Consider the following 14033-nt stretch of genomic DNA (forward strand, 5'->3'; position numbering starts at 1 on the left):
GCCGGGGAGGGCCTTAGGGCCGTCCCCGGCCCGTAGTCGTCGACAGGCTCGACAGGAGAGAGTGCGAAGTGCAGTTGGTAGTCGCGCGGATCGGCCGCGCCCACGGGGTCAAGGGCGAGGTCAGCGTCGAGGTGCGCACGGACGAGCCGGAGCTGCGGCTCGGGCCCGGGGCCGTGCTGGCCACCGACCCCGCCGCCCGCGGACCGTTGACCATCGAGACCGGCCGGGTGCACAGCGGCCGGCTGCTGCTGCGCTTCGAGGGCGTACGGGACCGCAACACGGCCGAGACCCTGCGCAACACCCTGCTGATCGCCGAGGTCGACCCGCAGGAGCTGCCCGACGACCCCGACGAGTACTACGACCACCAGCTGATGGACCTCGACGTGGTCCTCGCCGACGGCACTGAGGTCGGCCGCATCACCGAGATCAGCCACCTGCCCTCGCAGGACCTGTTCATCGTGGAGCGCCCCGACGGCAGCGAGGTGATGATCCCCTTCGTCGCGGAGATCGTGTCCGAGATCGACCTGGAGGAGCAGCGCGCCGTCATCACGCCGCCGCCCGGGCTCCTGGACGAGGCCGAGGCGGAGATCGCGTCGGCCAGGGACGCCGAGGCCGAGGCTGCGGACGCCGAGGCTGCGGACGCCGAGGACGCCGAGGACAGTGACGCCGGGGACGAGTCGTCGAAGGACGCGCGCTGATGCGGCTCGACGTCGTCACGATCTTCCCCGAGTACCTGGAGCCGCTGAACGTCTCCCTCGTCGGCAAGGCACGCGCGCGCGGCCGGCTCGACGTACACGTTCACGACCTCCGCGGCTGGACGTACGACCGGCACAACACCGTCGACGACACCCCGTACGGCGGCGGTCCGGGCATGGTCATGAAGACCGAGCCCTGGGGCGACGCCCTCGACGACGTCATGGCGAGCGGATACGAGACGGGCGCGCACGGCCCGGTCCTGGTGGTGCCCACCCCCAGCGGCCGCCCCTTCACCCAGGAGCTCGCCGTCGAGCTCTCCGAGCGTCCATGGCTGATCTTCGCTCCGGCCCGCTATGAAGGCATCGACCGCCGGGTGATGGACGAGTACGCGACCCGGATGCCGGTGTACGAGGTGTCCATCGGGGACTACGTCCTGGCCGGCGGCGAGGCCGCCGTCCTCGTGATCACCGAGGCCGTGGCCCGGCTGCTGCCCGGCGTCCTGGGCAACGCCGAGTCCCACCGCGACGACTCCTTCGCGCCCGGCGCGATGGCGAACCTCCTCGAGGGGCCCGTCTACACCAAGCCGCCCGAGTGGCGCGGGCGGGACATCCCGCCGGTGCTCACCAGCGGCCACCACGGGAAGATCGCGCGCTGGCGGCGGGACGAGGCTTTCCGCCGTACCGCCCTCAACAGGCCCGATCTGATCGAGCGCTGCGATCCCGCGGCCTTCGACAAGAAGGACCGCGAGACCCTCTCCATCCTGGGCTGGGCGCCGGAGCCCGGGGGCCGATTTTGGCGCAGGCCGCAGGCCGTGGAAGAATAGGCGGCTGCTGTACGTCCGGCTGGCGCCCCTGCCACAGGGGGTACGACGCCCGCTCGACGCGGACAGCACTCTGGAACTCATCTCGATCATTCCGCTGATGACCTGTGGCATCGGCGAGGAAGCAGACCAACATGGCTCACCTGCTCGACGACGTCAACGCCGCTTCGCTGCGCAGCGACGTTCCCGCCTTCCGCCCCGGCGACACCGTGAACGTCCACGTTCGCGTCATCGAGGGCAACCGCTCCCGTATCCAGCAGTTCAAGGGCGTCGTCATCCGCCGCCAGGGCTCGGGCATCAGCGAGACCTTCACGGTCCGCAAGGTCTCCTTCTCCGTCGGCGTCGAGCGCACCTTCCCGGTGCACAGCCCGATCTTCGAGAAGATCGAGCTCGTCACCCGCGGTGACGTCCGTCGCGCCAAGCTCTACTACCTGCGCGAGCTGCGCGGCAAGGCTGCCAAGATCAAGGAGAAGCGCGACAACTGAGCTTCGGCTCACACTCGCGCACGGGCCACAGGGGCCGCCGGATAGGCTCTGGCCCCGATGGACACCGAAGCACAGCACACAGAGCGCGACCGCTCTTCCGCCCCCGGAGCCGGGGTTGAGGGAGAGGGGTCGCGCTCTGTGCGTTCGTCCCGCTCCGCCGCGGAAGCCGGTCGTACGGGCGCGGAGGCCGTTCGTACAGGCGGGGAGGCGGATCGATCCGCCAGGGAAGCCGATCAGTCCGGCGGGGACGAGGCTCGCACCAGCGCGGACTCGGCGCGCTCTACAGGGCGTTCGTCCCGCTCCGCCGCGCGTTCTGCTCGGCGCCCCTTTACGCCTCTCTCACGCCTGTCTGTGCTGTCATGGCGTTCGGCAGGGCTGCTCGGCGCCGCCTGCACGGTCTTCTTGCTGCTGCTGAGCCAGTTCGTGGTGCAGCCCTTCCAGATCCCCAGCACCTCTATGGAGCCGGCTCTGAGGGTCGGGGACCGGGTGCTGGTGAACAAGCTGGCGTACAGCTTCGGGTCCGAGCCGGAGCGCGGAGACGTGATCGTCTTCGACGGAACGGGCTCCTTCGTGCAGGAGACCGTGCGGGAGAATCCCGTCAGCGCGTTCACACGCGGGGTCCTCTCGGCACTCGGGCTGTCCGAGCCCGCCGAGACCGACTTCGTCAAGCGCGTGGTGGGTGTGGGCGGCGACCGTGTCGTCTGCTGCGACAAGGGGGGCAGGATCGAGGTGAACGGGGTAGCGGTCGACGAGCCGTACCTGCACGCCGGCGACGCCCCTTCCGAGGTGGCCTTCGACATCGTGGTGCCTCAGGGCACGCTATGGGTCATGGGGGACCACCGGAGCGCCTCGCGCGACTCTCGCGACCACCTCGGCGAGCCGGGCGGCGGCATGGTGCCCGTCGACGAGGTGATCGGGCGCGCCGACTGGATCGCCTGGCCCGTGGGCCGCTGGTCCTCGCTGGAGCCCGGCGACGCCTTCTCCCGCGTGCCGGAGCCCGCGCGAACGCCGGGCGGCGCCCATGGGTAACCGCGGGCGTCGGGCGAGCCACCGGGCGGACACCCGGCTGCCTACGGGGACCCGCCCGACCGACGGGGCCCGGACGCTGCCGGGGCGCGCCGAGCGGCGCAAGCTCGCCCTGAAGGTGAAGCGCAAGCGCCGCCGGTCCGCCGTCAAGGAGATACCCCTCCTGATAGGCGTGGCGGTGATGATCGCCCTGGTGCTGAAGACGTTCCTGGTGCAGGCCTTCGTCATCCCGTCGGGCTCTATGGAGCAGACGATCCAGATCCAGGACCGCGTTCTGGTCGACAAGCTCACGCCGTGGTTCGGCTCCAAGCCGCAGCGCGGCGACGTCGTCGTCTTCAGGGACCCCGGAGGCTGGCTGCCGCCGGAGGAGAAGCAGAAGGACGATCCGGTAGGGATCAAGCAGATCAAGCAGGGGCTGACCTTCATCGGCCTGCTGCCGTCCGACGACGAGCAGGACCTCATCAAGCGGGTCGTGGCGGTCGGCGGGGACACCGTGCGGTGCTGCGACGCCAGCGGGAAGGTCACCGTCAACGGCGTGCCGCTCAGCGAGCCCTATATCTACCCGGGAAACGCCCCCTCCAAGATCAATTTCGAGGTGACGGTGCCCGCCGGGCGGATCTTCGTGCTGGGGGACCACCGCGAGGACTCCGCCGACTCCCGTTTCCACCTGGACGAGAAGGACCGCGGGACCGTTTCGGAGGAGGAGGTCGTCGGGCGGGCCGTCGTCATCGCGTGGCCGCTGAATCGTTGGAGCAAACTGGAGGAGCCGGAGACGTACGGATCCGTGCCGGACGCGCCCGCGGGGACGGCCGCCGCGCTCCCCGTGTCGAATAGTGTGTCTCCTCAGGGTCGAAACGGATTGATCCTGCTCCCGAGCCCTGCGGAACTCCCGCTCGTTATGGGAGTGGTGGGCCTGCGTCTTCTACGGGGCAGGCGGTTCGCACGGAGTGAGGAGTGGATGTGGGGGATGTGGCGGTCGGCGCACGTTCCGGACACGACGAGCCCGAGGAGAGGCCCAGGCAGCTCGCCGAGTCGTCCCCGGCCGTGACGGGGTCGGCGGAGACGGACGGCGAGTCCGGCACATCGGACGCGTCCGGTCCGGGCGAGTCCTCGCACGGCAGCGGTACGGGACAGAAGAAGCAGCGTTCCTTCTGGAAGGAGCTGCCGCTCCTGATCGGTATCGCGCTGCTTCTGGCGCTCCTGATCAAGACCTTCCTGGTGCAGGCGTTCTCGATCCCCTCGGACTCGATGCAGAACACCCTGCAGCGCGGCGACCGGGTGCTGGTCGACAAGCTCACCCCGTGGTTCGGCTCCGAGCCGGAGCGCGGCGAGGTCGTCGTCTTCCACGACCCGGGCGGCTGGCTGGAGGACGAGGCCGTCCCCGAGCCCAACATCGTGCAGGAGTTCTTGAGCTTCATCGGCCTGATGCCGTCGGCCGAGGAGAAGGACCTGATCAAGCGGACCATCGCGGTCGGCGGCGACACCGTGGAGTGCAAGAAGGGCGGCCCGGTCAAGGTCAACGGCAAGGCGCTGGACGAGCCGTACATCTACCCGGGCGACACCCCCTGCGACGACCAGCCCTTTGGGCCGCTGAAGGTGCCGGACGACAAGATCTGGGTGATGGGCGACCACCGCCAGAACTCCCAGGACTCCCGGTACCACCAGGAGGACGTGAACGGCGGATTCGTGCCGGTCGACAAGGTCGTCGGACGCGCTGTCGTGGTCGCCTGGCCGATCGGCCGCTGGTCCACGCTGCCGGTGCCTGACACCTTCGACCAGCCGGGACTCAACGCCGCCGGGGCCGTCGTGCCTCCGGCGCTGGGCCTGGCGGGCGCGCTGCCGATCGTCCTGTGGCGCAGGAGGAGGCTGACCGGCGCCCGTACCGCCGGGTAGGGTGCCGTCCCAGATCGCGATCCCCGGGGATGTCTCCCGGGGACGAGTCTCCGAGGCAGGGGAGCGCTGGGATGAGCGGAACAGGACGTACGGACGACGGCCACGGCCGCCTGGGCAGCGCACTGTCGGGGCTGGCCGTGGCCGTCGGCTGTGTGCTCTTCCTCGGCGGGTTCATCTGGGGGGCCGTGGTCTACCAGCCGTACACCGTGCCGACCGACTCGATGTCCCCGACCGTCAATGTGGACGACCGGGTGCTGGCGGAGCGGATCGACGGCGACGACGTGCGGCGCGGGGACATCGTCGTCTTCCGCGACAAGCAGTGGGGCGGCGATACGCCCATGGTCAAGCGCGTGGTCGGGGTGGGCGGCGACACGGTCGCCTGCTGCGGCGACGGCGGCAAGCTGACGATTAACGGCAAGCCCATTGACGAACCGTATCTGCGGACCAAGGGCCCGGCCTCGAACAACTTCACCGCGACCGTGCCCGAGGGGCAGCTGTTCCTGCTCGGCGACGAGCGCATGGGGTCGCTGGACTCCCGCTCGCACCTTCAGGACGCCGGGCAGGGCGCGGTGCCGCGCTCGGCGGTGACGGCGCGCCTGGACGCCGTGGCCTGGCCGCTGGACGGCGGACTGGTGGAGCGGCCGGAGGGCTTCGCACAGCTGCCCGGCGGGGTGTCGCAGCCGGGGCCGGTGGTGCTGATCGTGGGCGCTGTGGCGGCCGGCGCGCTGCTGATCGTGGGCGGAGCCGCGTACGGGCCCGTCGCGCGGCTGCTGACGAGGTCGCGGCGCGGGGCTGCGGACGGCGACCGGAGCAAGACGGCTGCCCATGTCGGTTGAGCGCGGCGGGCCGTCCGACGACTCCTCTGAGGGGCCCTTGGGAGGTCCTGTCGGAGCTGCCTCGGGGGCTCGCTTCGCGGCGCCGTCCGACAGCGCGTCCGACGCCGCTCCCAGCTCGCCCGGCGGTGTGAGTGGCGGGGCCGGGGACAGGTACGAGGGCGGGCTGCGGCAGGTCGCGCGGGTCGTGCTGCTCGATCCGCAGGACCGCGTTCTGCTGCTGCACGGCCATGAGCCCGACGACCCCTCCGACGACTGGTGGTTCACCCCCGGCGGCGGCCTGGAGGGCGGCGAGAGCCGGGCGGAGGCCGCGCTGCGCGAGCTGGCGGAGGAGACCGGCATCACCGAGGTGGAGCTCGGGCCGGTGCTGTGGCAGCGGCACTGCTCGTTCCCCTTCGACGGCCGCCGCTGGGAGCAGGACGAGTGGTACTTCCTGGCACGTACCGCGCAGACCGCGACCGCGCAGCACGGCCTGACCGAGCTGGAGCGGCGAAGCGTCGCGGGCCTGAGGTGGTGGACCTCCGCCGAACTGTCGGCGGCGCGTGAGACGGTGTATCCGACCAAGCTCGCCGAGCTGCTGCGCACGCTGCTCGACGAGGGTCCTCCGAGTGCACCGGTGGTCCTGGCTCCCGAAATCGCCTAGGGGCTGACGGGGCTGGCGCACAATAGGGGGACGCACGGCTGAAGGGGAACATGCCATGAGCGCCGAGGACCTCGAGAAGTACGAGACCGAGATGGAGCTGAAGCTCTACCGGGAGTACCGAGACGTCGTCGGGCTGTTCAAATACGTGATCGAGACCGAGCGGCGCTTCTACCTCACCAACGACTACGAGATGCAGGTGCACTCGGTCCAGGGCGAGGTCTTCTTCGAGGTCTCGATGGCGGACGCCTGGGTCTGGGACATGTACCGCCCGGCCAGGTTCGTCAAGCAGGTGAGGGTGCTCACGTTCAAGGACGTGAACATCGAGGAGCTCAACAAGAGCGATCTCGAGCTGCCGGGCGGCTGATCGCCCCGCGGGGGTCACCCTCGCGGGTGGCGGAGTTGTCCACAGTCGACAGGTTTTCCACCAAGATCCACACGTGGGGGTCTGACGCGTCACAGTCGGTGCCGGAGGTGGTGCCGATATGAACGCGACGGGGGCACTGGGACGGTTCGGCGAGGCGCTGGCGGCACGGCTGCTGGCCGAGGCCGGTATGACGGTGCTGGCGCGGAACTGGCGCTGTGGACGGTCCGGCGAGATCGACATCGTGGCCAGGGACGGCGACGCGGTGGTCGTCTGCGAGGTCAAGACCCGCAGAGCGGGCGTGCACGGACCGTTCGAGCATCCGATGGCCGCGATCACGCCGGCGAAGGCGGAGCGGCTGAGACGGCTCGCCGAGTGCTGGTTGGACCGGCACGGCGGCCCGCCCGCCGGCGGGGCGCGCATCGACCTCGTGGGCGTGGTCGTGCCCCGCGTGGGCGCCCCGGTCGTGGAGCACGCCAGGGGGGTGGCCTGAATGGGGTTCGCTCGCGCGTGTTCCGTGGCGCTGGTGGGCGTCGAAGGGGTCGTCGTCGAGGTCCAGGCGGACCTGGAGCCGGGAGTGGCCGCGTTCGCGCTGGTCGGGCTGCCGGACAAGAGCCTGGTGGAGAGCCGGGACCGGGTCAGGGCCGCCGTGGTGAACTCCGGCGCCCAGTGGCCGCAGAAGAAGCTCACGGTGGGGCTCAGCCCGGCGTCCGTGCCCAAGAGCGGCAGCGGTTTCGATCTGGCCGTGGCGATCGCGGTGCTCGGCGCCTCGGAGCGCATCGACCCCCGGGCCATGGCCGACCTGGTGCTGATCGGGGAGCTGGGGCTGGACGGCCGGGTGCGGCCGGTGCGCGGGGTGCTGCCCGCGGTGCTCGCCGCGGCGGAGGCGGGGTACCGGCAGGTGGTGGTCCCCGAGCAGACGGCGGGGGAGGCCTCATTGGTGCCAGGGGTGTCCGTGCTGGGCGTCCGGAGTCTGCGCCAGCTCATCGCCGTGCTGAGCAATGAGCCCGTGCCCCAGGAGGAGCCCGCGCCCGAGGGCCGCCCCGACCCCATGCTGGCCGGGCTGATGCTGCCCGGCGCGGGAGTCGGCACCGGGCTCGCGCCCTCGGCGGCGGAGGGCCCGGACCTCGCCGACGTGGCCGGGCAGGGCGCGGCGCGCACGGCGCTGGAGGTGGCGGCGGCGGGCGGCCACCATCTGCTGCTGCACGGCCCGCCGGGCGCCGGCAAGACGATGCTGGCGGAGCGGCTGCCCGGCGTGCTGCCGCCGCTGACCAGGCAGGAGTCCCTGGAGGTCACGGCGGTCCACTCGGTGGCGGGCATCCTGCCACCGGGCCAGCCCCTGGTGCGCACGCCGCCGTACTGCGCGCCGCACCACTCGGCGACGATGCAGTCGCTGGTCGGCGGGGGGAACGGGCTGCCGAGGCCGGGAGCGGTGTCCCTGGCGCACCGGGGCGTGCTGTTCCTCGACGAGACACCCGAGTTCTCGGGCAAGGCACTGGACGCGCTGCGCCAGCCGCTCGAGTCCGGGCATGTGGTGGTGGCGCGGAGCGCCGGAGTGGTGCGGCTGCCGGCACGCTTTCTGATGGTGCTCGCCGCCAACCCCTGCCCCTGCGGGCGGCACACCCTGCACGGAGCCGGGTGCGAGTGCCCGCCGTCGGTGATCCGCAGATACCAGGCGCGGCTGTCCGGGCCGCTGCTCGACCGGGTCGACCTGCGGGTCCAGGTGGAGCCGGTCAACCGCGGGGATCTGCTGGGCCAGGGCGGCCGGGGCGAGTCGACGGCGGCCGTCGCGCTGCGGGTGAGAGAGGCCAGGGAGCGGGCGGCCGCACGGCTGCGGGACACCCCGTGGACCGTCAACAGCGAGGTTCCCGGCCAGGAGCTGCGTACGCGCTGGCTGGTGGCGCCCGGAGCCCTCGCCGCGGCCGAGCGGGACCTGGAGCGCGGGCTGCTCACCGCACGCGGACTGGACCGCGTGCTGCGGGTGGCCTGGACGATCGCGGACCTCGGCGGACGGGACCGGCCGCAGGCGTACGACGTGGACCTCGCCCTGGAGCTGCGCACCGGCGTCTCCCGGGGCGCGCCCATGGCAGCGGCTGGGGGAGTGCTGTGAAGCCGGACGGGGGAGCGGACACGGGAGCGGCGGCGGAGGGGAGAGCCGCTGAGGACGAACGGGCGGCGCGGGCGGCGCTGACCCGGGTGATCGAGCCCGGCGACCGGCGGGCCGGCCAGTGGCTGCGGCAGTTCGGGGCCCGCGAGCTCATGGCGAGGCTCACCTGCCCGCCCGGCGACGAGCCCGCCCTCCCCGGAGCAACCGCCAAGCGGCTCGCCGGCTACCGGATACGGGCGGAGGCGGCCGAGCCGCACGGCGATCTGGCCGCGGTGGCGGCCGCCGGAGGCCGGTTCATCTGCCCCGGCGACGCGGAATGGCCGACCCAGCTCGACGACCTCGGCGATGCCCGCCCTATCGGGCTATGGCTGCGAGGCCGCCCTGACCTGCGGAAATGGGTGCTGCGATCGGTCGCCGTCGTGGGCGCGAGGGCGTGCACGCCCTACGGCGCGCATATGGCGGCCAGCCTCGCGGCGGGGCTCGCCGAGCGGGGGTGGGTCGTGGTGTCGGGCGCGGCGTTCGGGGTCGACGGATCCGCTCACCGCGGCGCGCTGGGCGCGGGCGGGGCCACGGTCGCCGTGCTCGCCTGCGGGGTCGACGTCGTCTATCCGAGGGGGCACTGCGAACTGATCGGCCGGATCGCGGAACAGGGCCTGATCGTCGCCGAGTTGGCCCCCGGCGACCATCCCACGCCCAGCAGGTTCATCCTCCGCAACCGCGTGATCGCCGCCCTTACCCGGGGGACCGTCGTCGTGGAGGCCGAGTACCGCAGCGGATCGCTGGTCACGGCGAGGGCCGCGGCACAGCTGGGCCGCTTCACGATAGGCGTGCCCGGGCCCGTGACCAGCGGCCTCTCAGCCGGCGTGCACGAACTCCTGCGCGGCGAGGCGGTCCTGGTCACCGACGCGTCCGACGTCGCGGAGCTGGTCGGGGACATGGGCGACCTCGCCCCGGACCGCCGAGGCCCGGTCCTCCCCAAGGACCTGCTGGATCCCGTCAGCGCCCGTGTCCTCGAGGCCCTGCCCGCCCGGGGCGCGGCAGCGGCGGAGCGCATCGCGCGCACCGCCGGGGTGACCCCCGACGAGACACTCGGCAGGCTGTACGAACTGCACTCCTTGGGGTTCGTCGAACGGCACGGCAGCCACTGGCAGTTGACGCAGCGTGTGATTCAGGGCTCGAACGCGCGGCGAGGCGGTACTTGACCTGGCGCATTCGGGTGAAAAGGTGTTGGCGACGAAATCGGCGATCCTGTCGGCGGCGCCCGCGGGGCCGACGCGCGCGGCGTCGGTCCTCGTTCGAAGGTGTGGCCGAGGGCAGGCACTCGCACAGGTTCGTTCCCTCGTCCTTCGCCCACCGCAACACTGCAGTCACGCTACGCTCACCAGAATTCCGGACCAGACCGCTCGTCCCCTCCCGCATCACAGCAGAACGGCTCAAGGCAACGCATGCCCCAGCACACCTCCGGGTCTGACCGCGCGGCAGTGCCCCCCGCTGCCCGTGGCACCGTGCGGCCCCCCGCTCCCTCGTCGCTCGACGAGCTATGGCGGTCGTACAAGGCCACGGGTGACGAGCGGCTGCGCGAGCAGTTGATCCTGCACTACTCGCCCCTGGTGAAGTACGTCGCGGGCCGGGTCAGCGTCGGTCTGCCGGCCAACGTCGAGCAGGCGGACTTCGTCTCCTCCGGGGTCTTCGGACTGATCGACGCCATCGAGAAGTTCGACATCGAACGATCGATCAAGTTCGAGACGTACGCCATCACCCGGATCCGCGGCGCGATGATCGACGAGCTGCGCGCACTGGACTGGATCCCGCGCTCGGTGCGGCAGAAGGCCAGGGCCGTCGAGCGCGCCTACGCCACGCTCGAAGCGCAGCTGCGGCGCACCCCCTCGGAGAGCGAGGTCGCCGCCGAGATGGGCGTGGGCCTCGAGGAACTGCACTCCGTCTTCAGCCAGTTGTCGCTGGCGAACGTCGTCGCGCTGGAGGAGCTGCTGCACGCCGGCGGCGAGGCCGGCGACCGGCTCAGCCTGATGGACACCCTGGAGGACACCGCCGCGGACGACCCCGTCGAGGTCGCCGAGGACCGCGAGCTGCGGCGGCTTCTGGCCCGCGCCATCAACACCCTGCCGGAGCGCGAGAAGACCGTCGTCACCCTCTACTACTACGAGGGCCTCACCCTCGCCGAGATCGGAAACGTCCTCGGCGTCACCGAGAGCAGGGTCTCCCAGATCCACACGAAGTCCGTGCTGCAGCTGCGCGCGAAGCTGGCCGACGTCGGTCGTTGACCGCGAATCTTGCCTGCCCCGGGGGCGACATCCGTAAAGTGGAGGCGTGCCCAGGATTCGAGCGGCCTCCGTGGCCGAGCACCGGACCATGCAGCGCGGCGCCCTGCTGGACGCTGCGCGCTCCCTGCTGTCCGAAGGCGGTACGGAGGCTTTGACCTTCCCCGCCCTCGCCGAGCGAACGGGCCTGGCCAGGTCCTCGGTCTATGAGTACTTCCGCTCGCGCGCCGCGGTCGTCGAGGAGCTCTGCGCCGTCGACTTCCCCGTCTGGGCGGCGGAGGTCGAGGCCGCGATGGAGCGCGCGGACACGGCGGAGGGCAAGGTCGAGGCGTACGTACGGCAGCAGCTGGCGCTCGTCGGCGACCGGCGGCACCGGGCGGTCGTCGCGATCTCGGCGAGCGAGCTGGACGCCGGGGCGCGGGAGAAGATCCGTGCCGCGCACGGCGGGCTCATCGCGATGATCGTCGAGGCGCTCGGCGAGCTAGGCCAGGAGCAGCCCCGGCTGGCGGCGATGCTCCTGCAGGGCGTGGTGGACGCCGCGGTCCGCCGTATCGAGCTCGGCGTGGCGGAGGACCCGGAGGCCATCGCCGAGACGGCTGTGGCGATGGCGCTGCGAGGCGTCCGGGGCTGACCCCGGCCCGCCGGACTCACGCTGCCCAGCCCACTCCTCCCCTCGGTGACGCGCGCCCGCGCCCGACCCGGTCGCCCGGCTGTCCGCGGCCGCGCCCGCCGCCGACTCCGCGGTGGGCCGCAACCGCGGTCGCGACGAGCAGCGCCGTGTGGAGTGCCGAGGAAAGTACCGACGGGAGCGACCCCGCACCGGTGCCCGCCGCCAGACCGAACCCCGCCTGACCGCCGATGCCCGCCTCCGCCCGGGCAGCAGGCGTCTGCGCCGCCGCTTCCCCCGTCGTCTCGGCTGGCGGCTCGGCTGGCGGCTCCGGGACTCCGAAGACCGGCAGCAGGCGCGACGGGGCGCGACGCAGCATCCAGGGCGGCAGCAGGGAGAGCGGATCCAGGTACTCCGTACCCCGCAGCAGTCCCCAGTGCAGGCACCCCGAGGAGCCGTCGCCCTGGCAGTGCGAGGGGCCCCGCTCGACCCGCCCCACCACCTGGCCGGCCAGCACCTCCGCGCCCTCGGGCAGCAGGGAGCTCACGGGTTCGTACGTGGTGCGCAGCGGCGGGTCACCCGTACCGGTGAGGCTCAGCGAGAGCACCCCGCGGCCCGCGACCCGTCCCGCGAACAGGACCTTGCCCGCCGCGACCGCCCGCACCGGGCTGCCCGGGGGCGCCGCGAGGTCGACGCCCCGGTGTCCTGGCCCATACGGCGAGAGCGGCGGCTCCCAGCCCCGTACGACCACGGGACGCGGTGGCCCCAATGGCCAGCTTCGGCCCGTATCGCCACGGGCGCCGCCCTGGTCGCCGCCCGCCGAAGCCGCACGAGCCGCCGGAGCCGCCGACAATGCCCGTGCCGCCGAGGCCGGGATCGGCCCGAGCCCGAGAACCAGCACGAGAATCAGCCCGAAAACGACCCCCAGAGCGACCCCCAGAACGAGCAGGAGCCCGCGGGGAAGCCCCAGGAAGCGCACGGGAAAGCGTGCCGACGACGGCGAGAGCGCGGGTCCGCGGAGTCCGCGGTGCGGGACGAGGTACATGGCCACGACCGTCCCGCACATTGCGCAGGAGAGTGGATCAAGGTCCGGATCTGTGGACAACCGGCCGGTTGTGGACAGCTCCGTCACCCGGCACTGCCTGGGTCCCGTACACTTCTTCTGGCGATCCGGGTCACCGGGTCGACTTCGCACGCCCCGCCATCAGACTCTCAGCAGTCGGTGGCCGCGCTCCTCGGTCCCTTGTGGCACGGCGCGTCGGGGCGTCAGGACGTAACCGAGAATCCAAGGAGATACGGCCATGGCCGTCGTCACGATGCGGGAGCTGCTGGAAAGCGGCGTCCACTTCGGTCACCAGACCCGTCGTTGGAACCCGAAGATGAAGCGTTTCATCTTCACGGAGCGCAACGGCATCTACATCATCGACCTGCTCCAGTCGCTGTCGTACATCGACCGCGCCTACGAGTTCGTCAAGGAGACCGTCGCGCACGGCGGCTCCATCATGTTCGTCGGCACCAAGAAGCAGGCGCAGGAAGCGATCGCCGAGCAGGCGACGCGCGTGGGCATGCCCTACGTCAACCAGCGCTGGCTCGGCGGCATGCTGACCAACTTCTCCACCGTCTACAAGCGTCTGCAGCGCCTCAAGGAGCTCGAGCAGATCGACTTCGAGGACGTGGCCGCCTCTGGCCTCACCAAGAAGGAGCTGCTGGTCCTCTCCCGCGAGAAGGCCAAGCTGGAGAAGACCCTCGGCGGCATCCGCGAGATGCAGAAGGTGCCGAGCGCCGTCTGGATCGTCGACACCAAGAAGGAGCACATCGCCGTCGGTGAGGCGCGCAAGCTCCACATCCCGGTCGTCGCGATCCTGGACACCAACTGCGACCCGGACGAGGTCGACTACAAGATCCCGGGCAACGACGACGCGATCCGCTCCGTCACCCTGCTCACCCGCGTGATCGCCGACGCCGTCGCCGAGGGCCTCATCGCCCGCTCCGGCGTCGCCACCGGCGACTCCAAGCCGGGCGAGAAGGCCGCCGGCGAGCCCCTCGCCGAGTGGGAGCGCGACCTGCTCGAGGGCGAGAAGAAGGCCGACGACGCCGAGGCCGAGAAGCCGGCCGAGGCTCCTGCTGCCGAGGCTCCGGCCGCTGAGGCCCCCGCGGCCGAGGCTCCCGCCGCCGAGGCCCCGGCCGCCGAGGCTCCGGCCGCGGACGCCGAGCAGGCCTGACCGCACAGGTTCGGTAGGTGAAACGGCGGGGGGCGGCGCCACAAGCGCCGGCCCCCGCCGC

Annotated in this window: 14 protein-coding genes and 2 pseudogenes; 15 read left to right on the plus strand and 1 reads right to left on the minus strand. The window is 71.9% G+C overall.

Features of this window, described 5'->3' with window-relative positions:
• The first annotated feature begins 68 nt into the window (after positions 1–68).
• The 14 genes and pseudogenes from rimM (at position 69) to AB0M39_RS17330 (ending at position 11774) form a co-directional block, all read left to right on the plus strand.
• Positions 69–698 carry a ribosome maturation factor RimM gene (gene rimM / locus AB0M39_RS17265; RefSeq protein ID WP_365365030.1) on the plus strand — a complete coding sequence of 210 codons (630 nt, stop codon included), beginning with the start codon at positions 69–71 and terminating at the stop codon, positions 696–698.
• On the plus strand, positions 698–1519 hold the full coding sequence (trmD, locus tag AB0M39_RS17270) for a tRNA (guanosine(37)-N1)-methyltransferase TrmD (RefSeq protein ID WP_365365032.1): 822 nt from the start codon (positions 698–700) through the stop codon (positions 1517–1519). Before rimM ends, trmD begins: the two co-directional genes overlap by 1 nt.
• Before the next feature lie 131 nt (positions 1520–1650).
• Positions 1651–2001, plus strand: a complete 351-nt coding sequence (gene rplS, locus AB0M39_RS17275; protein ID WP_365365034.1) for a 50S ribosomal protein L19 — start codon at positions 1651–1653, stop codon at positions 1999–2001.
• 57 nt (positions 2002–2058) lie between these two features.
• The gene (gene lepB, locus AB0M39_RS17280) at positions 2059–3030 is read left to right on the plus strand and encodes a signal peptidase I (RefSeq protein ID WP_365365036.1); all 972 of its coding nucleotides are present in this window, start codon (positions 2059–2061) and stop codon (positions 3028–3030) included.
• Positions 3023–4076, plus strand: a pseudogene (gene lepB, locus AB0M39_RS17285) (signal peptidase I); the annotation flags it as partial. The gene lepB (AB0M39_RS17280) and the pseudogene lepB (AB0M39_RS17285), both read left to right, overlap by 8 nt.
• Positions 3997–4920 (plus strand): signal peptidase I, encoded by a 924-nt coding sequence (gene lepB / locus AB0M39_RS17290; RefSeq protein ID WP_365365136.1) that lies wholly within the window; start codon positions 3997–3999, stop codon positions 4918–4920. The pseudogene lepB (AB0M39_RS17285) and the gene lepB (AB0M39_RS17290), both read left to right, overlap by 80 nt.
• Positions 4921–4991: 71 nt before the next feature.
• Complete coding sequence (gene lepB / locus AB0M39_RS17295) at positions 4992–5756, plus strand: signal peptidase I (protein WP_365365038.1); 765 nt, start codon at positions 4992–4994, stop codon at positions 5754–5756.
• Between the two features lie 127 nt (positions 5757–5883).
• The gene (locus AB0M39_RS17300; RefSeq protein WP_365365040.1) at positions 5884–6396 is read left to right on the plus strand and encodes an NUDIX hydrolase; all 513 of its coding nucleotides are present in this window, start codon (positions 5884–5886) and stop codon (positions 6394–6396) included.
• 55 nt (positions 6397–6451) lie between these two features.
• Positions 6452–6760: a DUF2469 domain-containing protein gene (locus tag AB0M39_RS17305; protein ID WP_003965949.1), complete on the plus strand. Its 309-nt coding sequence runs from the start codon at positions 6452–6454 to the stop codon at positions 6758–6760.
• A gap of 118 nt (positions 6761–6878) precedes the next feature.
• Positions 6879–7250, plus strand: a complete 372-nt coding sequence (locus AB0M39_RS17310; RefSeq protein ID WP_365365042.1) for a YraN family protein — start codon at positions 6879–6881, stop codon at positions 7248–7250.
• A complete protein-coding gene (locus AB0M39_RS17315; RefSeq protein ID WP_365365043.1) occupies positions 7251–8867 on the plus strand; it encodes a YifB family Mg chelatase-like AAA ATPase in 1617 nt (538 codons plus the stop codon).
• Positions 8864–10066 (plus strand): DNA-processing protein DprA, encoded by a 1203-nt coding sequence (gene dprA, locus AB0M39_RS17320; protein WP_365365045.1) that lies wholly within the window; start codon positions 8864–8866, stop codon positions 10064–10066. The genes AB0M39_RS17315 and dprA overlap by 4 nt, the downstream gene beginning before the upstream one ends.
• Positions 10067–10309: 243 nt before the next feature.
• Positions 10310–11146 carry an RNA polymerase sigma factor WhiG gene (whiG, locus tag AB0M39_RS17325; protein ID WP_365365047.1) on the plus strand — a complete coding sequence of 279 codons (837 nt, stop codon included), beginning with the start codon at positions 10310–10312 and terminating at the stop codon, positions 11144–11146.
• 70 nt (positions 11147–11216) lie between these two features.
• Positions 11217–11774 (plus strand): helix-turn-helix domain-containing protein, encoded by a 558-nt coding sequence (locus AB0M39_RS17330; RefSeq protein WP_365365138.1) that lies wholly within the window; start codon positions 11217–11219, stop codon positions 11772–11774.
• 295 nt (positions 11775–12069) lie between these two features.
• Here AB0M39_RS17330 and AB0M39_RS17335 read toward each other — a convergent pair.
• A pseudogene (locus tag AB0M39_RS17335) lies at positions 12070–12795 on the minus strand (M23 family metallopeptidase); the annotation flags it as partial.
• Between the two features lie 256 nt (positions 12796–13051).
• Here AB0M39_RS17335 and rpsB point away from each other — a divergent pair.
• Positions 13052–13972 (plus strand): 30S ribosomal protein S2, encoded by a 921-nt coding sequence (rpsB, locus tag AB0M39_RS17340; protein WP_365365049.1) that lies wholly within the window; start codon positions 13052–13054, stop codon positions 13970–13972.
• Positions 13973–14033 lie beyond the last annotated feature (61 nt).

Origin of the sequence: Streptomyces sp. NPDC051907 (assembly GCF_040681075.1) — a bacterium.
Classification (GTDB): domain Bacteria; phylum Actinomycetota; class Actinomycetes; order Streptomycetales; family Streptomycetaceae; genus Streptomyces.